The organism is Saccharothrix sp. CCNWYY140 (genome assembly GCF_037401995.1).
GTDB lineage: Bacteria > Actinomycetota > Actinomycetes > Mycobacteriales > Pseudonocardiaceae > Actinosynnema.
Genome location: NZ_JBBEGC010000025.1, coordinates 1 through 23,988, shown reverse-complemented (window position 1 = coordinate 23,988; position 23,988 = coordinate 1). Strand labels below are relative to the sequence as shown.

Genomic DNA, 23,988 nt, shown 5'->3' with positions numbered 1-23,988 from the left:
CGAAGGGTTCGCTTGGCGAACGGCCCGCGCAGGAGGACGAGGTAAGTTCAGGCGCGTTCGCGCGTCTCTTCCGCCCCGTGCTGCTGTGCGCCGGGGCGTTTTTCATGCCTCCCCTTCGCTTCGGCCGGCGGTTCACCGAAGCCCAGAGAGGAGGCGATCATGGCGAAGCCCAGCAAGGTTTCGGCCGTCGCCGAGCTGACGGACAAGTTCCGTGGCAGCTCGGCCGCTGTCGTGACCGAGTACCGTGGCCTCTCCATGGCGCAGCTCACCACGCTGCGTCGCGCTCTCGGCGCGGGCACCACGTACACCGTTGCGAAGAACACGCTGGTCAAGCGTGCGGCTCAGGACGCGGGCGTCGAGGGTCTCGAAGACCTGCTCGTCGGTCCGACCGCCATCGCCTTTGTCGAAGGCGAGCCGGTCGACGCGGCCAAGGCGCTGCGCGACTTCGCGAAGGACAACAAGGCCCTGGTCATCAAGGGCGGCTTCATGGACGGCCGCCCCCTCTCGGTCGACGAGGTCACCGCGATCGCGGACCTCGAGACCCGTGAGGTGCTGCTCGCCAAGCTGGCGGGCGCGATGAAGGGCAACCTGGCCAAGGCCGCGGGTCTGTTCAACGCCCCGGCTTCCCAGGTCGCTCGCCTGGCCGCTGCCCTACAGGAGAAGAAGGCCGCGGAGGCGCCTGCCGCCGCCGAGGCCGACGCTCCGGCCGAAAGCTGATCAACCCGACACATCGCGTCCAGTTCGGGCGTTGAATTAGAAAGGACCGCCGATCATGGCGAAGCTCAGCACCGACGAGCTGCTCGACGCGTTCAAGGAGATGACCCTCCTGGAGCTGTCGGCTTTCGTGAAGCAGTTCGAGGAGACCTTCGAGGTCACCGCCGCCGCTCCGGTCGCCGTTGCCGCCGCCGGCCCGGCCGCCGCCGCCGCGCCGCAGGAGGAGGAGAAGGACGAGTTCACCGTCGTCCTCGAGTCCGCCGGCGACAAGAAGATCCAGGTCATCAAGGTCGTCCGCGAGGTCGTCTCGGGCCTGGGCCTGAAGGAGGCCAAGGAGCTGGTCGAGTCCGCTCCGAAGCCGCTGCTGGAGAACGTGGCGAAGGACGTCGCCGACGCCGCCAAGGAGAAGCTCGAGGCCGCGGGCGCCAAGATCTCGCTCAAGTGAGCCGAGCGGCCCGTCGGGAACACCGGCGGGTCGGCGCCTGAGAGCTGAACGCGCGGAAGGGCGGGCATCCCGGACAGGGGTGCCCGCCCTTCCGCATGCCCGGAACGCGTGCGTCCTTCATGTACCTGTGACCGCGGGATTGGCCGAATCGGGCGAAACGGAGATCACAACGAACGTTACGTTTCCGTGACCGCCGCTAACCCAACTGGGGAGTAACCACGACGCGACGGGCTCGTTGCACGGGTATGGCGATCCGCTGCGCGGGTCGGCCCAGGCGTTGTGGCCGGTGACCTGGAGGTGCGATGGGCGTCGAGGTGGTCGTCGAAGGCCTGACCAAGTCCTTCGGCAAGCAGACCATCTGGCGGGACGTCACGCTCACCCTGCCGCCGGGCGAGGTCAGCGTGATGCTGGGTCCCTCCGGAACCGGCAAGTCCGTCTTCCTCAAGTCCCTCGTGGGCCTGCTGAAGCCGGAAAAGGGCCGGATCATGATCAACGGCACCGACCTCGTGCGGTGTTCCGAGCACAAGCTCTACGAGATCCGGAAGCTGTTCGGCGTCCTGTTCCAGGACGGCGCGCTGTTCGGCTCGATGAACCTGTTCGACAACGTGGCCTTCCCGCTGCGCGAGCACACCCGCAAGACCGAGGCCGAGGTCCGGCGGATCGTGCTGGAGAAGATGGAGATGGTCGGCCTCGTCGGCGCGGAGAAGAAGCTGCCCGGCGAGATCTCCGGCGGTATGCGCAAGCGCGCCGGCCTCGCCCGAGCCCTCGTGCTGGACCCGGAGATCATCCTGTGCGACGAGCCGGACTCCGGTCTGGACCCGGTCCGCACCGCCTACCTCTCCCAGCTGCTCATCGACCTGAACTCCCAGATCGACGCCACGATCCTGATCGTCACGCACAACATCACCGTCGCCCGCACGGTCCCGGACAACCTGGGCATGCTGTTCCGCCGCGAACTGGTCATGTTCGGTCCCCGCGAAGTGCTCCTGACCAGCGACGAACCCGTGGTCGAGCAGTTCCTCAACGGCCGCCGCATCGGGCCGATCGGCATGTCCGAGGAGAAGGACCAGGCCACGATGGCCGCCGAGCTGGCCCACCGGGACGCGGGCCACTACGACGGCTCCCCGGACGAGGACGTGCGCGGCGTGGTCCCGCAGCTCGAACCGACCCCCGGCCTGCCGCCGCGCACCGCCGTGCGCCGGCGCAAGGACCGGGTCATGAGCATCATCCACACGCTGCCGCCGGAGGCGCAGCAGGGGATCATCGCCAGCCTCACGCCCGAGGAGCAGCGCCACTACCGCGTACTCGCGACCTCCAGCCAGACCCAGCAGTCCTACGACCGCACGGTCCCCGCGACCGGCGGCGCGACGAGCACCATCCCGGCCGACCGGCCCACGCCCAGTCCGTGGCCCCGGCAGGGAGGCCACCTGTGAGCACCCCGGCGACCTTCCCCGGCGCGGGCGCCCTGCGGGAGACGGGCCGGCTGTTCGCGCTCGGCATCGACGTCGTCCGCAACACGTTCCGCCGCCCGTTCCAGCTGCGCGAGTTCATCCAGCAGTGCTGGTTCGTGGTCAGCGTGACCGTGCTGCCGACCGCCCTGGTCTCGATCCCGTTCGGCGCGGTCATCGCGCTCCAGCTGGGCTCGCTGACCCGCCAGATCGGCGCCCAGTCGTTCACCGGCGCGGCCAGCGTGCTGGCGATCATCCAGCAGGCCAGCCCGATCGTGACCGCCCTGCTCATCGCGGGCGCGGGTGGCAGCGCCATCTGCGCCGACCTCGGCTCCCGCAAGATCCGCGAGGAGATCGACGCGATGGAGGTGCTGGGCGTCTCGCCGATCCAGCGCCTGGTGGTGCCGCGCGTGCTGGCCGCGATGCTGGTCAGCGTCCTGCTCAACGGCATGGTCAGCGTCGTCGGCGTGATGGGCGGCTACTTCTTCAACGTGATCATGCAGGACGGCACACCCGGCGCGTACCTGGCGAGCTTCAGCGCCCTGGCGCAGCTGCCGGACCTGTGGATCTCCGAGATCAAGGCGTTGATCTTCGGCTTCATCGCGGGCATCGTCGCGGCCTACCGGGGCCTGAACCCGGCGGGTGGCCCGAAGGGCGTGGGCGACGCGGTGAACCAGGCCGTGGTCATCACGTTCCTGCTGCTGTTCTTCGTCAACTTCGTCCTCACCACGATCTACCTCCAGGTCGTCCCGGCGAAGGGGAGCTGAGATGGCCACGATCGGCAACCGCGCGCGCAAGGCGGCCAACGCGCCGCTGAACATGCTGGACACCTTCGGCGACCAGCTCTGGTTCTACCTGCGTGCCCTGGCGTGGGCGCCGCGCACGCTGCACCGCTACCTGCGGGAAACCCTGCGGCTGCTGGCCGAGGTCAGCTTCGGCTCGGGCGCGCTGGCGGTCATCGGCGGCACCATCGGCGTGATGGTCGGTCTGTCGGTGTTCACCGGCACGGTCGTCGGCCTCCAGGGCTTCGCCGCCCTGAACCAGATCGGCACGTCGGCGTTCGCGGGCTTCGTGTCGGCCTACTTCAACACCCGCGAGATCGCGCCGCTGGTGGCCGGTCTCGCCCTGAGCGCCACGGTCGGCTCCGGCTTCACCGCCCAGCTCGGCGCGATGCGGATCTCCGAGGAGATCGACGCGCTGGAGGTCATGGGCATCCCGAGCATGCCGTTCCTGGTGACCACCCGGATCATCGCCGGCTTCATCGCGATCATCCCGCTCTACGTGATCGGCCTGCTGACGTCGTATCTGGCGGCGCGGCTCATCACGGTCGAGCTATATGGGCAATCAGCAGGCACATATGACCATTACTTCAACCTCTTCCTACCCCCAGTAGACGTGCTCTGGTCGTTCGGCAAGGTCCTCGTCTTCTCGGTCGTGATCATCCTGACGCACTGCTACTACGGCTACCGCGCGTCCGGCGGCCCGGCGGGCGTGGGTGTCGCGGTCGGCCGCGCGGTGCGCACGGCGATCGTCACGACGAGCCTGCTGGACTTCTTCCTCAGCCTCGCGATCTGGGGCACGACGACCACGGTGAGGATCGCCGGATGATCACCCGCAGGCTCCTGGGCGTCGTCTTCCTCGCGGTGATCGCCCTCTTCCTCAGCCTCACCGTCGCGCTGTACAAGGACGCCTTCACCGAGGTCGTGAAGGTGACGCTGAAGACCGACCGGGTCGGCAACCAGCTCCAGCTCGCCTCGGACGTGAAGGTGCGCGGGCTGATCGTCGGCGAGGTCGCGGACATCCGCACCGAGGGCGACGGCGCCGTGCTGGAACTGGCGCTGCACCCCGACCAGGTCGCCAACATCCCCGGCAACGTCTCCGCGCGCCTGCTGCCCAAGACGCTGTTCGGCGAGCGCTACGTGAACCTGGTCGTGCCCAAGCAGCCCGACCTCGCCAACCACCTCGACCAGGGCGACGTCATCGAGCAGGACCGGTCCAGCAGCGCCATCGAGCTGGAACGGGTGCTGGACGACCTGCTGCCGGTGCTCCAGGCGGTGCAGCCGGAGAAGCTGGCCACCACGCTGACCGCGATGTCGCAGGCCCTGGACAACCGGGGCAAGCAGCTCGGCGAGACCTTGGTCCAGCTCGACGGCTACCTCGGTGAGCTCAACCCGCAGCTGCCCGCGATCAAGCAGGGCATCAGCAAGCTGGCCGAGGTCTCCGACGTCTACGCCGACGCCGCGCCGGACCTGGTGCAGGCCCTGTCCGACGCCACCGTCACCAGCCGCACGCTGGTCGACCAGCGGGACAACCTGCTGGCCATGTACGGCACGCTGACCACCACGTCGGTCGACCTGAACAGCTTCATCACGGTGAACCGGAACAACCTGATCCAGCTCGCCGACGTCTCCCGGCCGACGCTGGAGCTGCTGGCCGAGTACTCGCCCGAGTACCCGTGCCTGCTCAAGGGCCTGACCGAGTTCAAGCCGATCATGGACCAGGTGTTCGGCAAGGGCACCGACGAGCCCGGCCTGCACATCACGCTGGAGATCGTCCCCCACCGCGGCAAGTACGAGCCGGGCAAGGACGACCCGGAGTACGCCGACAAGCGCGGCCCGCGCTGCTACGACATCGTGCCCAGGCCCGACCCGTTCCCCCAGTACCCGCCGGAGGGCCCGGTCAAGGACGGCTCGACGTCCCCGCCGCCCGCGCGCAACGCCACCGACGGCACGCTGCCGCCCAACACCGGCCAGATCAACCCGGACGGCACCGTGGTGTCCTCGGTGTTCGACGCCCCGAGCCTGGCGAACTCGCCGGAGGAGATGGACTTCCTCGCGGCCCTGCTGGCGCCGCAGTTCGGGTTCGAGAAGTCCGAGATGCCCAGCTTCACGGCCCTGCTGCTGGGGCCGCTGTACCGGGGAGCGGAGGTGACGGTGTGAGGACGCTCGCCGCGCCCCTGGTCAAGCTGGCGGTCTTCGCCGCGGTCACGATCCTCGCGACGGCGCTGCTGGCCGTGACCATCGCGAACGTCAACTTCAACGGCGCCACCACCTACACGGCCCGGTTCACCGACGTCACCGCCCTGAACGAGGGCGACGACGTCCGCATCGCGGGTGTGCGGGTCGGCCAGGTCCAGGACATCCGGGTGGTGGACCGGCGGCTGGCGGAGGTCGAGTTCTCGCTGGAGGGCGAGCGCCGGCTGCCGTCCTCCGCGACCGCGACCATCAAGTACCGCAACCTGGTCGGCCAGCGGTACATCGCGCTGGAGCACGGCGTGGGCGACGCGTCCCCGCTCAAGCCCGGCGACGTGATCCCGCTGGAGCGCACCAAGCCCGCCCTCGACCTGACCGTGCTGTTCAACGGCTTCAAGCCGCTGTTCCAGGCGCTCGACCCGGAGGACGTCAACAAGCTGTCCGGCGAGATCATCCAGGTCCTCCAGGGCGAGGGCGGCACGATCGACAGCCTCCTGCGGCACACCGCGTCCCTCACCTCCACCCTGGCCAGCCGGGACAAGGTGATCGGCGAGGTCATCGACAACCTGAACACCGTTCTGGACACCGTGAACAGCCGTACGGACCAGGTCTCGACGCTGGTCTCGACCCTCCAGGAGCTGACCACGGGCCTGGCGGGGGACCGGCAGCCCATCGGCGAGGCCATCTCCGCGCTGGGCGACCTGACCGGCACCACCGCCGGGCTCCTCCACGAGGCCCGCGAGCCGTTGAAGAACGACATCGCCCGCCTGGGCGTGGTGTCCCAGACGCTGGCCGACAACGAGGCCGTCGTCGAGGGCGTCATCCAGCGGCTGCCGACCAAGATCGAGGGGATGGCGCGCACCGCGTCCTACGGCTCCTGGTTCAACTTCTTCCTGTGCGAGGGCACGGGCCAGATCGCCGTCCCGCCGATCATCAACGACCCGATCCCGATCACCGCCCTGCCCGTGACCCAGCCGAGGTGCCGCCGGTGAAACCCGAACGCAACCCGGTGACCACCGGCGCGGTCAGCCTGACCGTGATCGCGCTGCTGCTGCTCGCCGCCTTCTACTCCGACGACCTGCCGATCATCGGCGGCGGCACCACCTACCAGGCCGAGTTCAGTGAGGCCGCGGGCCTGGTGCCGAGCAACGAGGTGCGGGTCGCGGGCGTGAAGGTCGGCAAGGTGACCGACGTCGAGCTGGCCGGCGACAAGGTGCTGGTGACGTTCAAGGTCAAGGACGCGTGGGTGGGCGACCGGACCACCGCGATCATCCGGATCAAGACCCTGCTGGGGCAGAAGTTCCTGGCCCTGGACCCGCAGGGGTCCGAGCCGATGGACCCGGGCCGCCCGATCCCGCGGGAGCGCACCCTGGCGCCCTACGACGTGCAGGAGGCGTTCAACGGCCTCGCGTCCACGGTCGGCCAGATCGACACCAAGCAGCTCGCGGACAGCTTCCAGGTGCTGTCGGAGACCCTCGACGGCACCAAGGACAGCGTCCGCGGCGCGCTGGACGGCCTGTCCGCCCTGTCGAAGACGATCTCCTCCCGCGACGAGCAGCTGGCGAAGCTGCTGGCCAACACCCGGCAGGTCACGCAGACCCTGGCCGACCGCAACGAGCAGTTCGAGAAGCTGCTCGCGGACGGCAACCTGCTGCTGGGCGAGCTGCGCAAGCGCCGGGACGCCATCGGTGCGCTGCTCAGCGGCACCCGCGAGCTGTCCCGGGAGCTGACCGGCCTGGTCGCGGACAACAACGCCCAGCTCAAGCCCGCCCTGGAACAGCTGGACCGGGTGTCCACGATGCTCCAGCGCAACCAGGACACGCTCAGCCGCAGCCTCGCGCTGATGGCCCCGTTCTACCGCGTGTTCGCCAACACCCTGGGCAACGGCCGCTGGTTCGACACCTACATCTGCGGCCTGCTGCCGCCGTCGGTGAACCTCGGCGTGGTCGGCTTCAACGAAGAGGGCTGCCTGCCCCCCGGCGTGCAGAGGGGGAACTGACGTGACGACGACGAAGGTCGGCCGAGACCTCGGCCGCGCGGTCGCGATCGCGTGCGTGCTCGCACTCGTCGCCGCCGCGGCGATGTGGTGGGCGTTCGCCGGCGTGAACAGCCGGAAGGTGACCGCGATGTTCGGCGCGGCGGTCGGCGTGTACCCGGGCTCGGACGTCCGCGTGCTGGGCGTGCGGATCGGGGTCATCGACGAGGTCGAGCCGCAGGGCAAGCTGGTCAAGGTCACCATGTCGATCGACCGGACGGTCAAGGTCCCGGCGACCGCGCAGGCCGTCGTGGTCGCGCCCAGCGTGGTCAGCGACCGGTACGTCCAGCTCGCCCCCGCCTACACGGCCGGGCCGGCGCTGGGCGACAACGCCGTGATCCCGCGCGAGCGCACCGCCACCCCGGTCGAGCTGGACGAGCTGTACGCGAGCCTGGACAAGCTGACCACCGCGCTCGGCCCGAACGGCGCCAACAAGGACGGCGCGCTGTCCGACCTGCTGGACTCCGCCGCCGCGAACCTCGACGGCAACGGCAAGGCGCTCGGCGACACCATCAAGCAGCTCGGCGACGCCACCCGCACCCTGTCCGGCTCGAAGGACGACCTGTTCGGCACGGTCGAGAACCTCCAGAAGTTCACCGGCATGCTGGCCGCCAACGACAGCCAGGTGCGGGACATGAACCGGCAGCTCGCCGAGGTCGCCGGGTTCCTCGCCGACGAGCGCCAGAACCTGGCCGCGGCCCTGACCGAGCTGGCCGCCGCGCTGGGCCAGGTGCAGGGGTTCATCCGGGACAACCGGGCGATCCTCAAGACCAACGTGGACAAGCTGACCGGCATCACCCAGGTGCTGGTGGACCAGCGGGCCGCGCTGGCCGAGACCCTGGACGTCGCCCCGCTGGCCCTGGGCAACCTCCAGAACGCCTACAACGCGGCGTCGGGCACGCTGGACACCCGCGCCGACCTGAACGAGCTCAACCAGCCGCCGATCGTGCTGGTCTGCAAGCTGATCCAGTCCGTCGAACCGGGCAAGGTGCCGCTGGTGCTGGCGCAGGCGTGCAAGCAACTCGAACCGATCCTGTCCGGCGCGGTCCCGCTCAAGACGCCCGCCGAGGTGCTCAGCGACATGTCCCAGGGCAAGGTTCCGCTGCCCCTGCCGCTCGCGGGGGTGCCCCAGTGATCCTCAAGCGCATCGCGGTCCTGGCCTACGGGGCGCTGCTGCTCGCCGGTTGCGGGTCGGGCGGGTTCGACGGCGTCTACAACATGCCGCTGCCCGGCGGCGCGGACCTGGGCGACCGGCCGTACGCGGTGAAGGTGCAGTTCAAGGACGTCCTGGACCTCGTGCCGCAGGCCGGCGTGAAGGTCAACGACGTGCCCGTGGGCCGTGTCGACCGCATCGACCTGGCCGCCGACGGCTGGACCGCCGAGGTGACCGTCCTGGTCAACGGCGACGTCAAGCTGCCCGCCAACGCCATCGCCAAGCTGCGCCAGTCCGCGCTGCTCGGCGAGAAGTACGTCGAGCTGGCCAAGCCCGCGCGGGGCCGCGAGGAGGGCACGCTGGCCGACGGCGCGACCATCCCGGTGGACCGGACCAACCGCAACCCGGAGGTCGAGGAGGTCTTCGGCGCGCTGTCCATGCTGCTCAACGGCGGTGGCATCGCCCAGCTCCAGAACATCAGCCGGGAGCTGAGCGCGGCCCTGGAGGGCAACGAGCCCGAGGTCAAGTCCCTGTTGAGCAACCTGAACGCGCTGGTCGGCGAGCTGGACGGGCACAAGACCGAGATCACCCGCGCGCTGGACGGCGTGAACCGGCTCGCGGGCACGCTCAGCGCCCAGCGCGACCAGATCAGCGGCGTGCTGGAGGGGTTGGAGCCCGGCCTGAAGGTGCTCAGCGAGCAGCGCACCCAGCTGGTGACCCTGTTGCAGTCGCTGGACGCGCTGGCCGACGTCGCCGTGGACACGATCGACAAGTCCAAGGCGGACATCGTCGCCGACCTCAAGGCGCTCGAACCGACGTTGCAGAAGCTGGTCGAGGCGGGCACCAACCTGCCCAACGCGTTCGAGCTGCTGCTGACCTACCCGTTCCCGGACTCGGCGATGGACGGCATCAAGGGCGACTACACCAACCTCTACGCCGACCTGGACCTGAACCTGGGCACCATCGTGGACAACCTGGGCCGGTCGCGGCAGAGCCCGCTGCCGGCCCTGCCCGGCCTGGACGGCAACGCGCCGTCGTTGCCGCTGCCCCTGCCCAACCTGCCGCTGCCCACCATCGGCGGCAACACCGGACTCGGTGACGTGCTCGGCGGACTCCTGGGAGGTGGTCGGCGGTGACGACCCCCCGAACCCGGCTCCAGATCATCGCGTTCGTGCTCATCGCGCTGGTCGGCGTGAGCTACGTGGGCGCCCGGTACGTCGGCCTCGGCCGGGCGTTCGGCGCGACCGGTTACGTGGTGAAGATGCAGCTCGCCGACTCCGGCGGCGTGTTCACCAACGCCGAGGTCACCTACCGGGGCGTGACGGTCGGCCGGGTCGGCCAGATGCGGCTGACCGCCGACGGCATCGAGGTCGACCTGGACATCGACCCGAACGCCCCGCGCATCTCCGCCGACCTGGAGGCCGTGGTCGCGAACCGGTCGGCGGTCGGCGAGCAGTTCGTCGACCTGCGCCCGCGCGGCGAGGACGGGCCGTACCTGGCGGACGGCTCGGTCATCCCGCGCAGCGCGACCAAGACCCCGCCGCCGGTGGACGGCCTGCTGACCAACCTGGACGCGTTCGCCAAGTCGGTGCCGACCGACTCGCTGCGCACCGTCGTGGACGAGCTGGACCAGGCGTTCAACGGCACCGGGCCGGACCTCCAGGTGCTGCTGGACAACACCCGCGTGTTCACGGAGGCGGCCACCCAGAACCTGCCGCAGACCAAGGCGTTGATCAACGACGGCCTGGTCGTGCTGAACACCCAGGCGGCCCAGGGCAGCGCGATCCGGTCGTTCTCCAGCGACCTGCGGGCACTGGCCGAGACCCTCAAGAACTCCGACGGCGACCTGCGCGCCCTGATCGGCATCTCGCCCCAGGCCGCCGAGCAGCTGTCGGCGCTGCTGCGCGAGTCGGGTCCGAACCTCGGCGTGGTGATGGCCAACCTGCTGACCACCGGCAACATCCTGGTGACCAGGCTGGACGGCCTGGAGCAGATCGCCGTGACCTACCCGATCGCCGTCGGCGGCGGCTTCAGCGTGGCCAAGGGCGACGGCACCGGCGCCCACTTCGGCCTCGCGCTGAACGTCTTCGACCCGCCCCCGTGCACCGTGGGCTACGAGGGCACCAAGATCCGGCAGGGCACCGACACCAGTCCCGTGGGCCTCAACACCGGGGCGTACTGCGCCCTGGCACCCGGCAGCGTGACCAGCGTGCGCGGCGCGCAGAACGCGCCGTACGGTGGCACCCCGGGCACCCCGCAGGGCAGCGAGACGTCCCAGCCCGGGCGGGAGCCGACCGGTCAGCAGGCCGAGCCGGTGGTCCTGACCAGCCTGGGACAGCTGCTCGGGCTCCCGGGCTGAGCGGAGAGGACTCCACGTGCGACGTTTCTTCCTGCCGATCGCGGCCGTGCTGGTCGTGCTCGCCGCCGGCTACGCCACCTGGGCCGGGGTGTCCTGGTGGAACGCCTCCACCAACGACTCGGCGGCCTTCGCGCGCGAGCGGGAGGAGGTGCTGCGGGTGGGCCAGGTAGGCATAGCGAACTTCACGACCCTGGACTACAAGAAGGTCGACGACGACCTCAACCGCTGGGTCGAAACCTCGACCGGCGACCTGCGCACCGAAATCGAGAACGGCCGCGCGAGCCGCAAGAAGCAGATCGAGGACGCCAAGACCGTCACGGTGAGCAGGGTCCTGGACGCGGCCGTCACCGACCTGGACCGCCACGCCGGCAAGGCCCGCGTGATCGCGGTCGTCGAAACGACGGTAACCCCGGAAGGCGGCCAACCGGTCAAGAAGGTCAACCGCTACCAAACCGCCCTGACCCGCACGGACAGCGGCTGGAAGCTCAACGCGCTGGGCCCGGTCGCGGCCGGCGGCGCCTGAGGATAGGAACGACTCGTGCCCCCGTCACGCCGCCGCCCCGTCCCAACGCCCCCCACCGGCCGCCCGAAGGTAGCCGGCCTCCGCAAACGCCCGGACCAGCCTGTTTCACCCGACCCCCAGGTCGAGGACTCCGAGCCGTCACCTTTCGTAGAGGCCGTCCCCGAAACCCCAACTCCCGTCGACGACACCCCCACCAGCCCTTCCGCACCCCCTCGCCCTCGCCCGACCGGCCGCAGGCGCACCGGAAAACCGGTCCCCACCACCACCGACGACTCCCCCCGCTCGCGATCCAAGGCCGAGCCCAGCCCCACCACGAGCAGCGGCCTGGTGCTGCCGATCGCGTTGGTGCTGGTAGCGGCGGTGCTCGTGGGCCTGGGCGTGTGGTTCCAGATGCGGGCCGGACAGGTGAAGTACAACCAGGTCCTGGTGGACAGTGCCGGCACCACCGAGGTCGCGGGCCAGGTGCGGGAGGCCGTGGAGAAGTCGTTCTCATACAACTTCGCGGACGTCTCCGGCACCGAGAAGGCAGCGAACGAACTGCTGATCGGCAAGGCGAAGTGCCAGTACAACGCCATCTTCGGCCCGGTGAAGACCCTCGCGCCGGAGCAGAAGCTGGTGGTCACGGTGAAGGCCGTGTCGACCGGCGTGACCAGCCTGGAAGACGACCGGGCCACGGTCCTGCTGTTCCTGGACCAGGTCACGACCCGCACGACGGACAACCAGAGCGGCGGCGGCATCGCCATGATGCGGGCGGGTGCGCAGCGGGTCGACGGCCGCTGGAAGGTCGACTTCATGGAGATGTTCGGCGCGGCAGCAGACCAGTCCGCAGCCCTGGCGAAGTGCAACTGACCAGCACACGCCCCTAGGCGCGCAGCGCCGGCAGGGCTGCCGCACGGCACACCTCTGCCTGGGCTTCTTGCTTGTGTCATCCCCGTATGGCCTGCCCGAAGGGCTACCGCATCTTCCCGGGGTTGCAGCCGAAAATTTTGTGAGGGACGAGCAAAATTTTTAGCGGCAACCCCGGGAAGATGTGGTTGGCTCCGCCAGGCCATACGGGGATGGCACAAGCAAGAAGCCCCCGCCTTTTCTTTTGCTTTGTGTCCATCCTTGGCGGCCTGCCCGCCGGCGAGGCGCTTTTGATCTTTAGACCGGACCCTGCACCCCCAAGCCCCCGCTTCGCGCAGCCAAACCGACACGCCCCTCTCCAGCCGGACCCGCTCCCACCCCGCCGCCCGCCGCTGTCGCCGCCCGCCGCTGCCCGCTGCCGCCGCCCCGCTATCGGCAGCCCGCCGCCCGCCGCCCGCCGCCCGCCCGCCGCCCGCAAGCCGCCGCGCAGCTGTCCGCCGCCCGCCTTCGCCTGCCGCGCCGCAGTCCGCCGAGCCGCCACCACTGCCCTTCGCTGCCCGCTGTCACTGCGCGCCACCGCTGTCACTGCGCCGCTACCCGCTGTCGCGCCGCTACCCGCCGTCGCGCCGCCACCCGCTGTCGCAGCGCCGCTACTTGCTGTCTCCGCCCCGCTGCCCTTCGCCGCCCGCTGCCCTTCGCCGCCCGCTGTCGGCAGCCCGCCGCGCCGCCGCCCGCGTCTTGATACCCCCGCGCCCTTCGCCGAAACGCCGCCGACCGCCCGCCGCACCCCTGCCCGAACGCCCCGCCGCAACCTCGCCCGCCCACCGGCCCGAGCGCCCCGCCGCAACCCCGCCCGAGCGCCCCGCCCACCCCAGCCGCGGCCTCCGGCCCCCGTCTCCATGATCCCACGCACCCCCGACAATTCCGGCCCGCCGGACCCAAGGGGTAGTCGACCAGTCGCACACCGTGTGCGCTAAGTTCATGATCATCACCAAGGGCTTCGTCCAAGGTCGAAACCCCGTTCTGCAACCACGCAATACAGTGATCTGCGCCACACTTTCCGACCGGTGACTCAACGGAATCGCCGGACCTTCCCGAAGGGCGAACAAGACCAGCCAACAGTTCACCGCGGGCCACACCCGTGTAATTCCGCAGGTCAGCGCGGTAACCGCGCGTGAGCGGCGCTTGCGCCACGCGAGTGATCGCCGCGTGGCATCTTGACTGACGGCGTCGGCGGGGTCACTCTGTCGGTGACGACGAGAAAGGTCCTTCCAGGTGCCTCTCGACAGTTGGCGTGCGCGTGGCTAGACTGCCCCTTTGCGCTGCCCTCTTTCCGTTTGCCCTTCGCCGAGAGCTGGATTGCCGGGCATCGCCGCACCCTTGACAGCCGTGCTAGTCCGCTGCTAGCCAGCTACCTGTCCCTGGAAGGACGCATCTTGGCGATCTCTCGCGCGACCAAGGCCACTGCTGCGACCAACTCCACGTCGGGGATTCCCGGAGCGCCGAAGCGAGTCTCTTTCGCGAAGATCCACGAGCCGCTTCAGACGCCCAACCTGCTGGACCTCCAGATCCAGTCCTTCGAATGGCTCACCGGCGACGAGGCGTGGTTCCAGCGCCGCGTCGACGAAGGTGACGAGACCCCCACCAGTGGTCTCGAAGAGGTCTTGAACGAGATCTCGCCCATCGAGGACTTCTCCGGCTCGATGTCGCTCTCCTTCTCCGACCCGCGCTTCGACGAGGTCAAGGCCTCGACCGAGGAGTGCAAGGACAAGGACATGACGTACGCGGCCCCGCTGTTCGTCACGGCGGAGTTCACCAACCACACCACCGGCGAGATCAAGAGCCAGACGGTGTTCATGGGTGACTTCCCGATGATGACGGACAAGGGCACGTTCATCATCAACGGCACCGAGCGGGTCGTCGTGTCCCAGCTCGTCCGGTCGCCCGGTGTCTACTTCGACACCGCGATCGACAAGACGACCGACAAGGACGTCTTCAGCGTCAAGATCATCCCTTCGCGGGGTGCCTGGCTGGAGTTCGACGTCGACAAGCGCGACACCGTCGGCGTCCGCATCGACCGCAAGCGCCGGCAGCCCGTCACGGTGCTGCTCAAGGCGCTCGGGTGGAGCACCGAGCAGATCCGGGAGCGGTTCTCCTTCTCGGAGACGCTGCTGACCACCCTGGAGAAGGACCACACCGCCGGCACCGACGAGGCGTTGCTCGACATCTACCGGAAGCTCCGCCCGGGCGAGCCGCCGACGAAGGAGTCCGCGCAGGCGCTGCTGGAGAACCTGTTCTTCAAGGACAAGCGCTACGACCTGGCGAAGGTTGGCCGCTACAAGGTCAACAAGAAGCTGGGCCTGGCCACCCCGATCGCCACGGGCGTCCTGACCGAGGACGACATCGTCACGACGATCGAGTACCTGGTCCGCCTGCACGCCGGTGAGACCAGCATGCAGCCGGGCGAGACCGAGGTGCCGGTCGAGGTCGACGACATCGACCACTTCGGCAACCGCCGCCTGCGCACCGTCGGCGAGCTGATCCAGAACCAGATCCGGGTCGGCCTGTCCCGCATGGAGCGCGTCGTGCGCGAGCGCATGACGACCCAGGACGTCGAGGCCATCACGCCGCAGACCCTGATCAACATCCGCCCGGTGGTGGCGGCGATCAAGGAGTTCTTCGGCACCTCCCAGCTGTCGCAGTTCATGGACCAGACGAACCCGCTGGCGGGCCTGACCCACAAGCGCCGCCTGTCGGCGCTGGGCCCCGGTGGTCTGTCCCGTGAGCGGGCCGGCATGGAGGTCCGCGACGTCCACCCGTCGCACTACGGCCGCATGTGCCCGATCGAGACGCCGGAAGGCCCGAACATCGGTCTGATCGGCTCGCTGTCCTCCTACGGGCGGGTCAACCCGTTCGGCTTCATCGAGACGCCGTACCGCAAGGTCGTCGACGGCCGGGTCACCGACCAGATCGACTACCTGACCGCGGACGAGGAAGACCGCTACGTCAAGGCGCAGGCCAACGCCAAGATCGACGACGAGGGCAACTTCCTCGAGGACCGCGTCCTGGTCCGCAAGAAGGGCGGCGAGGTCGAGCAGATCGACCCGCGCGACGTCGACTACATGGACGTCTCCCCGCGCCAGATGGTGTCGGCGGCGACCGCCATGATCCCGTTCCTCGAGCACGACGACGCCAACCGCGCCCTGATGGGCGCGAACATGCAGCGCCAGGCCGTGCCGCTGCTCCGCTCCGAGTCGCCGCTGGTCGGCACCGGCATGGAGCTGCGCGCCGCGGTCGACGCCGGTGACGTCGTGGTGGCCAAGAAGACCGGTGTGGTCGAGGAGATCTCCGCCGACTACGTCACGGTCATGGCCGACGACGGCTCGCGGCAGACCTACGGCCTGCACAAGTTCCGCCGCTCGAACCAGGGCACCTGCATCAACCAGAAGCCCATCGTCAACGAGGGCGACCGGGTGCAGGAGGGCCAGGTCCTGGCCGACGGGCCGTGCACCGAGAACGGCGAGATGGCACTGGGCAAGAACCTGCTCGTCGCGATCATGCCGTGGGAGGGCCACAACTACGAGGACGCGATCATCCTGTCGCAGCGCCTCGTGCAGGACGACGTCCTGACCTCGATCCACATCGAGGAGCACGAGATCGACGCGCGGGACACCAAGCTGGGCGCCGAGGAGATCACCCGGGACATCCCGAACGTCTCCGAGGAGGTCCTGGCCGACCTCGACGAGCGGGGCATCATCCGCATCGGCGCCGAGGTCCAGCCGGGCGACATCCTGGTCGGCAAGGTCACGCCCAAGGGCGAGACCGAGCTGACCCCGGAGGAGCGCCTGCTGCGCGCGATCTTCGGCGAGAAGGCCCGCGAGGTGCGCGACACGTCCCTGAAGGTGCCGCACGGCGAGTACGGCAAGGTCATCGGCATCCGCGTGTTCTCCCGCGAGGACGACGACGAGCTGCCCCCGGGCGTGAACGAGCTGGTCCGCGTCTACGTGGCCCAGAAGCGCAAGATCCAGGACGGCGACAAGCTCGCCGGCCGCCACGGCAACAAGGGCGTCATCGGCAAGATCCTCCCCGTCGAGGACATGCCGTTCCTGGAGGACGGCACCCCGGTGGACATCGTGCTGAACACGCACGGCGTGCCGCGTCGTATGAACATCGGCCAGGTGCTGGAGACCCACCTCGGGTGGATCGCCAAGCAGGGCTGGAGCATCAACGGCGACCCGGACTGGGCGAAGAACCTGCCCTCCGAGCTGTACGAGGTCGAGCCGGGCACGAAGACCGCCACCCCGGTCTTCGACGGCGCCCGCGAGGACGAGATCACCGGTCTGCTGGGCTCCACCATCCCGAACCGCGACGGTGAGCGGATGGTCAAGGAGAACGGCAAGGCGCAGCTGTTCGACGGCCGCAGCGGTGAGCCCTACCCGTTCCCGGTGTCGGTCGGCTACATGTACATCCTGAAGCTGCTGCACCTGGTGGACGACAAGATCCACGCCCGCTCCACCGGCCCGTACTCGATGATCACCCAGCAGCCGCTCGGCGGTAAGGCCCAGTTCGGTGGTCAGCGCTTCGGTGAGATGGAGTGCTGGGCGATGCAGGCCTACGGCGCGGCCTACACGCTCCAGGAACTGCTCACCATCAAGTCCGACGACGTGCTCGGCCGCGTGAAGGTCTACGAGGCCATCGTCAAGGGCGAGAACATCCCGGAGCCGGGTATCCCGGAGTCCTTCAAGGTGCTGCTCAAGGAGCTCCAGTCGTTGTGCCTCAACGTCGAGGTGCTGTCTTCGGACGGCGCCGCGATCGAGATGCGCGACGGCGACGACGAAGACCTCGAACGCGCGGCGGCGAACCTCGGCATCAACCTGTCGCGGTCCGAGTCGCCGTCCGTGGACGACGTCGTCAACTGACCCTCGCCGGTCCCGGGGCGCTGCCTCCCGCGTCGCCCCGGGACCCCGCCACCAGCTCCTGAGCCAAGCCCCTCGCAGGGCAACCGATTCAAAAGGGGAAGAGAGTAGACGTGCTCGACGTCAACTTCTTCGATGAGCTCCGCATCGGTCTCGCGACCGCGGACGACATCCGCCAGTGGTCCTACGGCGAGGTCAAGAAGCCCGAGACCATCAACTACCGCACGCTCAAGCCGGAGAAGGACGGCTTGTTCTGCGAGAAGATCTTCGGTCCCACCCGGGACTGGGAGTGCTACTGCGGCAAGTACAAGCGCGTCCGGTTCAAGGGCATCATCTGCGAGCGCTGCGGCGTCGAGGTGACCCGCGCCAAGGTGCGCCGCGAGCGGATGGGCCACATCGAACTGGCCGCCCCGGTCACGCACATCTGGTACTTCAAGGGCGTCCCGAGCCGGTTGGGCTACCTGCTCGACCTGGCCCCCAAGGACCTCGAGAAGATCATCTACTTCGCCGCCTACGTGATCGTGGGCGTCAACGGCGAGCTGCGCCACAACGACCTGCCGACGCTCGAGAACGAGATGCAGGTCGAGCGCAAGCGCGTCGAGAACCGCCGCGACGCGGACGTCGAGGCGCGGGCGCAGAAGCTGGAAGCCGACCTGGCCGAGCTGGAGGCGGAGGGCGCCAAGTCCGACGTGCGCCGCAAGGTCAAGGAGGGCGGCGAGCGCGAGATGCGCCAGCTCCGCGACCGGGCCCAGCGCGAGCTGGACCGCCTCGACGAGATCTGGTCCACCTTCACCAAGTTGGAGAAGGGCCAGCTCATCGCGGACGAGCTGCTCTACCGCGAGCTCTACGACCGCTACGGCGACTACTTCACCGGCGCGATGGGCGCGGAGGCCATCCAGAAGCTCCTGGGTGACTACGACGTCGACGCCGAGGCCGAGGTGCTGCGCGAGACCATCCGCAGCGGCAAGGGCCAGAAGAAGCTGCGCGCCCTCAAGCGGTTGAAGGTCGTCGCCGCGTTCCAGGCGACCCGCAACAACCCGCAGGGCATGGTCCTGGACTGCGTCCCGGTCATCCCGCCGGACCTGCGCCCGATGGTGCAGCTCGACGGTGGCCGCTTCGCGACCTCCGACCTGAACGACCTGTACCGCCGGGTCATCAACCGGAACAACCGCCTCAAGCGGCTGATCGACCTCGGCGCGCCCGAGATCATCGTCAACAACGAGAAGCGGATGCTCCAGGAGGCCGTCGACGCGCTGTTCGACAACGGCCGCCGCGGTCGTCCGGTCACCGGTCCGGGCAACCGGCCGCTGAAGTCGCTGTCCGACCTGCTCAAGGGCAAGCAGGGCCGGTTCCGCCAGAACCTGCTCGGCAAGCGCGTCGACTACTCCGGCCGTTCGGTCATCGTGGTCGGCCCGCAGCTCAAGCTGCACCAGTGCGGCCTGCCCAAGCAGATGGCGCTGGAGCTGTTCAAGCCCTTCGTGATGAAGCGGCTGGTGGACCTCAACCACGCGCAGAACATCAAGTCCGCCAAGCGGATGGTCGAGCGCGCCCGCCCGGCCGTGTGGGACGTGCTGGAAGAGGTCATCACCGAGCACCCGGTGCTGCTCAACCGCGCGCCCACGCTGCACCGCCTGGGCATCCAGGCCTTCGAGCCGCAGCTGGTCGAGGGCAAGGCCATCCAGCTGCACCCGCTGGTCTGCGAGGCGTTCAACGCCGACTTCGACGGTGACCAGATGGCGGTCCACCTGCCGCTGTCCGCCGAGGCGCAGGCCGAGGCGCGCGTGCTGATGCTGTCGTCGAACAACATCCTCTCGCCCGCGTCGGGCAAGCCGCTGGCCATGCCGCGTCTGGACATGGTGACCGGCCTGTACCACCTGACCCGGCACAAGGAAGGCGACATCGGCGAGGGCCAGGCGTACTCGTCGCCGGCCGAGGCGCTGATGGCGTTCGACCGCAAGGTCCTGGGCCTCCAGGCGATGGTGAAGATCCGCATCGCGGACAAGAACCCGCCGAAGGGCGCCGAGCCGGAGGGCTGGGAGCCCGGTCAGCCGTGGCTGGCCGAGACCACCCTGGGCCGCGTGCTGTTCAACGAGGTCCTGCCGCAGGACTACGCCTTCATCAACGAGGTCATGCCCAAGAAGCGGCAGGCCACGATCATCAACGACCTCGCCGAGCGGTACCCGATGGTCACCGTCGCCCGGACGCTGGACAAGCTGAAGGACGCGGGCTTCTACTGGGCCACCCGGTCCGGTGTCACCGTCGCGATCTCCGACGTGCTCGTGCCGGAGGCCAAGCAGGGCATCCTGGACGAGTACGAGAAGCTCGCCGACGCGGTGGAGAAGCGCTACCAGCGCGGTCAGCTCTCCTACGCGGAGCGCAACAACGAGCTGGTCAAGGTGTGGACCAAGGCGACCGAAGAGGTGGCCGAGGTCATGGAGGCCAACTTCCCCGAGGACAACTCGATCCGCATGATCGTGAAGTCCGGCGCGGCGGGCAACATGACCCAGGTCCGCTCGCTGGCGGGCATGCGTGGTCTGGTGACCAACCCGAAGGGCGAGTACATCCCGCGGCCGATCAAGAACTCGTTCCGCGAGGGCCTGTCGGTGCTGGAGTACTTCATCGCCACGCACGGCGCCCGCAAGGGTCTGGCCGACACCGCGCTGCGCACCGCCGACTCGGGCTACCTGACCCGTCGTCTGGTGGACGTCTCGCAGGACGTCATCATCCGCGAGATCGACTGCGGCACCACCCGCGGCGTGAACATGACGGTCGGCGAGCGGCTGGGCGACAAGGTCGGCCTGCACGAGTTCGCGCAGACCTCGGTCTACGCCCGGACCATCGCCGAGGACATCACCGACGCGGACGGCAACGTCGTCCTCAACCGCGGTGACGACCTGGGCGACCCGGCGCTCCAGACCCTGGTGCAGAACGGTGTCACCCGGGTCAAGGTCCGCTCCGTGCTGACCTGCGAGTCGGCGGTCGGCGTGTGCGCGTCCTGCTACGGCCGCTCGATGGCGACCGGCAAGCTGGTCGACGTCGGCGAGGCCGTCGGCATCGTCGCCGCCCAGTCGATCGGTGAGCCCGGCACGCAGCTGACCATGCGCACCTTCCACCAGGGTGGTGTCGCCGGTGACGACATCACGACCGGTCTGCCCCGTGTGCAGGAGCTCTTCGAGGCTCGTGTGCCCAAGGGCAAGGCGCCCATCGCGGACGTCGACGGTCGGGTGCGCATCGAGGACGGCGACCGGTTCTGGAAGATCACCCTCATCCCGGACGACGGGTCGGAGGAGATCGTCTTCGAGAAGCTCTCGAAGCGCCAGCGCCTGGCCAACACGGCCACCGGTCCGCTCCAGGACGGCGACCACGTGCACGTCGGCCAGCAGCTGCTGGAAGGCACGCCCGACCCGCACGAGGTGCTGCGCGTCATGGGTCCGCGCGAGGCCCAGCTGCACCTGGTGCAGGAGGTCCAGAAGGTCTACCGGGCCCAGGGCGTGGCGATCCACGACAAGCACATCGAGGTCATCGTCCGGCAGATGCTGCGCCGGGTGACGATCATCGACTCGGGCGCCACCGAGTTCCTGCCGGGCTCGCTGGTCGAGCGCGCGGAGTTCGAGTCGGGCAACCGCGCGGTCGTGGCCGAGGGCGGCGAGCCGGCGGCCGGCCGCCCGGTGCTGATGGGCATCACGAAGGCGTCGCTGGCCACGGACTCGTGGCTGTCGGCGGCCTCCTTCCAGGAGACCACGCGTGTCCTGACCGACGCCGCGATCAACGGCCGGTCGGACAAGCTGATCGGCCTGAAGGAGAACGTGATCATCGGCAAGCTGATCCCGGCCGGCACCGGCATCAACCGGTACCGGAACATCCAGGTCCAGCCGACCGAGGAGGCGCGGGCGGCGGCGTACGCCATCCCGAGCTACGACGACGGGTACTACACCCCCGACGTCTTCGGCACCGGCACGGGCGCGGCGGTCCCGCTCGACGACTACGACTTCGGTCGCGACTACCGCTGACGCGAGTCACCAGGACAGCCCCGGAAGCCTCCCGCTTCCGGGGCTGTCCCCTTTCCGGGCACCGCGCGGGGTGCCGGGGCATAGTGGGTCCGTGCGGATCGATCACGTCCTCTACGCCGCTCCCGAGCTGGAGGCGGCCGTGGCCGACCTCGAAGCGCGGCTCGGCGTGCGGGCGGCCGGCGGCGGGCAGCACCCCGGCGTCGGCACGCACAACCGCCTGATGGGCCTGGGTTCGGACACGTACCTGGAGGTCATCGCGCCCGATCCGGCCCAGCCCGAGCCGCCATTCCCGCGCCCGTACGGCGTCGACGGCGTGACCTCCGGCCGGGTGGTGGGGTGGGCGCTCACCGTGGACGACATCGACGCGGCGGTGGCCCGCGCCCGTTCACAGGGCTTCGACCCCGGAGACGTGATCGAGGGGCAGCGGCGCACGCCCGAGGGGGAGCTGCTGCGGTGGCGGTTGACGGCCAACGCGCGCACCGCGGGGGTGATCCCGTTCCTGATCGACTGGGGTGCCACACCGCACCCCGCGCTGTCCGCGCCCGCTGGGTTGACGCTGGTGTCCCTGCACGTCGAGCACCCCGACCCGGCGGCCGTCGAGGGGCCGCTGCGGGCGCTCGGGGCGGAGGTCGAGGTGCGTGGAGCGGTCGCCGAGGCGCTGGTCGTGGGTGTGGCCGGCCCGCTGGGTGTCGTAAAGAACATTGCGGCATTCGGGTGACGGCTGCCTAGGCCCCTTGCCCAACCTACTCTTCAGTAGATAGCTTTCCGATCGGACGCGATCTTGCGTCCGACAGGCCGTGATCCGGCCGAACCTCGAGGTACCTCCGCCGCCATCGGACCCTCGACCGATCAGGAACCACGATGTTTCGTGTGCTGCTGGTCGCGCTGGTGACGGCCTTCGCCGTCTCCTCGTGCGCCGGCTCCGAACCACCACCCACACCCCGGCCCCGGCCGCAGGCCGTCGACGTGCAGTCGTTCGCCGTGCTGCCCGAGGCCACCACGTTCGCCAAGATCGAAGCCCTGCCGCGGGACGACGACACGTCACCCACGGCCGGCCAGGTCCTGCGCGCCAAGAAGGACGTGCCCGTTTACGACGCCGTGAACGGGCGGGCCGTCGCCAAGCTGCCCGCCACCCAGCTCGGTTCGCCGACGTGGGTGCCCGAGGTCGACCGGGAGGACGGCTGGTCGAAGGTCCTGCTGCCGTCCCGGCCCAACCGGTCCGCCGGCTGGGTGTTCACCGGCTCCGACGACTTCGAGCGCGCCGAGAACGACTACCTGGTCACCGTCGACCTGGCCGCGTTCCGCCTGGAGGTCACCGAGAGGGGCCGCTCGATCGGCACGTGGACCGTCGGCACGGGCAGCGCCCAGCACCCGACGCCCACCGGCCGGACCTACGTCATGGCCTCCATCAAGGAGACCGTGGCCACCTTCAGCCCGTACGTTCTGCCGCTCGGCTCGCACTCCGACAGCCACGAGACCTTCGGCGGCGGCCCCGGCACGGTGGCCCTGCACGGCTGGCCGGACACCTCCCCGTTCGGCACGGCGAGCAGCGACGGCTGCATCCGCGTCCCCGACGACGCGCTCGACCTCCTCCTCACCCTCCCGCTGGGGACCGTGGTGATCGTCAAGTGAAAGGCGCACCCCCCATGAAGAGAACCGCGGCACTGGTCACCGCCGCCCTCCTCGTCGCCACCGCCGGCACCGCGCACGCCCAGGTCGCCAAGCGGCAGGCGGCCGGCGGCACCCCGGGTTCCGCGTTCGCCCTGTCCGCGTCCGGCCTGCTCACCGTCGAGCCCCTGGCCGCGCTGGACGGGTCCAAGGGCTACCGGCAGACGTCGGTCGCGTCGGTCGCGCTGCCGGACGCCAAGGCCCCGGTCATCACGGCCGGTGTGCTCAACACCGAGGTGGATGCGACGTCCGCCAAGGCGAGCGTGGCGGACCTGAAGGCGCAACTGGGCCTGCTCAAGCTGTCCGACCTGACCTCGCTGACCGCCGAGGTCATCAGCGCGACCTGCGTGGACGGCGCCGGCGCCGTCACCCTGGCCGCCGCGAAGGCCGGCCCGACCGCCCTCGACCTGCACCCCGCCCCGAACACCCGCGTCCAGGTGCCGGGGGTGGTGTCGGTGGTCCTGAACAAGCAGACCCGCGCCGCCGACGGCAGCCTCACGGTGGTCGCGGTGTCGGTCGAGGTCGCCGGGCTCCAGAAGATCGACATCGCCTCGGCCACCTGCGCGCAGGCCCAGAAGCCGGCGCCGACCACCACGTCCTCCGCGACCCCGACGAAGCCCTCCACGACCACCCCGGCCCCGTCCGCCCCGGGCAAGGCGCCGCGTCCGACTCCCGTCGAGGGCCACCTGCCGGTAACGGGGTGATCGCGCGGTAAGGCGTGGCGGGAGACGGCCCCGACCCGTCCTCCCGCCACGCCCCACCCTTTCGGCCGCGCACCGGCGGCTTGGTTTTTGGCAGGGCTCCCAGCCCAAGGGAAGGGCTTCGGTTCCCCCACCGTATGGCCTGCCCGAAGGGCTACCACAGATTTCCCGGGGTGCAGCCGAAAGTTTTTGCGAGGA

18 protein-coding genes are annotated in these 23,988 nt (G+C 69.5%); all 18 read left to right on the top strand.

Annotated elements, in window-relative coordinates; genetic code table 11:
• The first annotated feature begins 159 nt into the window (after positions 1–159).
• The 18 genes from rplJ to WBN91_RS14625 all read left to right on the top strand — a co-directional run bounded on the left by rplJ (position 160) and on the right by WBN91_RS14625 (position 23,793).
• Positions 160–717 (top strand): 50S ribosomal protein L10, encoded by a 558-nt coding sequence (gene rplJ / locus WBN91_RS14710; protein WP_337724668.1) that lies wholly within the window; start codon positions 160–162, stop codon positions 715–717.
• Between the two features lie 55 nt (positions 718–772).
• Entirely contained in the window at positions 773–1,159 is a 387-nt protein-coding gene (gene rplL, locus WBN91_RS14705) for a 50S ribosomal protein L7/L12 (protein ID WP_337724669.1), read from the top strand.
• 302 nt (positions 1,160–1,461) lie between these two features.
• Entirely contained in the window at positions 1,462–2,592 is a 1,131-nt protein-coding gene (locus WBN91_RS14700; protein WP_337724670.1) for an ABC transporter ATP-binding protein, read from the top strand.
• Positions 2,589–3,374 carry an MlaE family ABC transporter permease gene (locus WBN91_RS14695; RefSeq protein ID WP_337724671.1) on the top strand — a complete coding sequence of 262 codons (786 nt, stop codon included), beginning with the start codon at positions 2,589–2,591 and terminating at the stop codon, positions 3,372–3,374. Before WBN91_RS14700 ends, WBN91_RS14695 begins: the two co-directional genes overlap by 4 nt.
• 1 nt (position 3,375) lies before the next feature.
• On the top strand, positions 3,376–4,215 hold the full coding sequence (locus tag WBN91_RS14690) for an MlaE family ABC transporter permease (protein ID WP_337724672.1): 840 nt from the start codon (positions 3,376–3,378) through the stop codon (positions 4,213–4,215).
• Complete coding sequence (locus WBN91_RS14685) at positions 4,212–5,546, top strand: MCE family protein (RefSeq protein WP_337724673.1); 1,335 nt, start codon at positions 4,212–4,214, stop codon at positions 5,544–5,546. Before WBN91_RS14690 ends, WBN91_RS14685 begins: the two co-directional genes overlap by 4 nt.
• Complete coding sequence (locus WBN91_RS14680) at positions 5,543–6,571, top strand: MCE family protein (protein WP_337724674.1); 1,029 nt, start codon at positions 5,543–5,545, stop codon at positions 6,569–6,571. Before WBN91_RS14685 ends, WBN91_RS14680 begins: the two co-directional genes overlap by 4 nt.
• Positions 6,568–7,578: an MCE family protein gene (locus tag WBN91_RS14675; RefSeq protein WP_337724675.1), complete on the top strand. Its 1,011-nt coding sequence runs from the start codon at positions 6,568–6,570 to the stop codon at positions 7,576–7,578. The genes WBN91_RS14680 and WBN91_RS14675 overlap by 4 nt, the downstream gene beginning before the upstream one ends.
• Position 7,579: 1 nt before the next feature.
• Positions 7,580–8,749 (top strand): MCE family protein, encoded by a 1,170-nt coding sequence (locus WBN91_RS14670; protein WP_337724676.1) that lies wholly within the window; start codon positions 7,580–7,582, stop codon positions 8,747–8,749.
• The gene (locus WBN91_RS14665) at positions 8,749–9,903 is read left to right on the top strand and encodes an MCE family protein (protein WP_337724681.1); all 1,155 of its coding nucleotides are present in this window, start codon (positions 8,749–8,751) and stop codon (positions 9,901–9,903) included. Before WBN91_RS14670 ends, WBN91_RS14665 begins: the two co-directional genes overlap by 1 nt.
• Positions 9,900–11,126: an MlaD family protein gene (locus WBN91_RS14660; RefSeq protein ID WP_337724677.1), complete on the top strand. Its 1,227-nt coding sequence runs from the start codon at positions 9,900–9,902 to the stop codon at positions 11,124–11,126. Before WBN91_RS14665 ends, WBN91_RS14660 begins: the two co-directional genes overlap by 4 nt.
• 16 nt (positions 11,127–11,142) lie before the next feature.
• Positions 11,143–11,649, top strand: a complete 507-nt coding sequence (locus WBN91_RS14655) for a hypothetical protein (protein ID WP_337724678.1) — start codon at positions 11,143–11,145, stop codon at positions 11,647–11,649.
• A gap of 327 nt (positions 11,650–11,976) precedes the next feature.
• The gene (locus WBN91_RS14650; protein WP_337724679.1) at positions 11,977–12,498 is read left to right on the top strand and encodes a hypothetical protein; all 522 of its coding nucleotides are present in this window, start codon (positions 11,977–11,979) and stop codon (positions 12,496–12,498) included.
• Between the two features lie 1,433 nt (positions 12,499–13,931).
• Entirely contained in the window at positions 13,932–17,414 is a 3,483-nt protein-coding gene (rpoB, locus tag WBN91_RS14645; RefSeq protein WP_337728974.1) for a DNA-directed RNA polymerase subunit beta, read from the top strand.
• A 110-nt stretch (positions 17,415–17,524) separates the two neighbouring features.
• Positions 17,525–21,421, top strand: coding sequence for a DNA-directed RNA polymerase subunit beta' (locus WBN91_RS14640; RefSeq protein ID WP_337728973.1), 3,897 nt, complete (start codon positions 17,525–17,527; stop codon positions 21,419–21,421).
• A 91-nt stretch (positions 21,422–21,512) separates the two neighbouring features.
• On the top strand, positions 21,513–22,139 hold the full coding sequence (locus WBN91_RS14635) for a VOC family protein (RefSeq protein ID WP_337728972.1): 627 nt from the start codon (positions 21,513–21,515) through the stop codon (positions 22,137–22,139).
• A 143-nt stretch (positions 22,140–22,282) separates the two neighbouring features.
• Positions 22,283–23,053, top strand: a complete 771-nt coding sequence (locus WBN91_RS14630) for a L,D-transpeptidase (RefSeq protein WP_337728971.1) — start codon at positions 22,283–22,285, stop codon at positions 23,051–23,053.
• A 14-nt stretch (positions 23,054–23,067) separates the two neighbouring features.
• A complete protein-coding gene (locus WBN91_RS14625) occupies positions 23,068–23,793 on the top strand; it encodes a choice-of-anchor P family protein (protein WP_337728970.1) in 726 nt (241 codons plus the stop codon).
• The last annotated feature ends 195 nt before the right edge of the window (positions 23,794–23,988 follow it).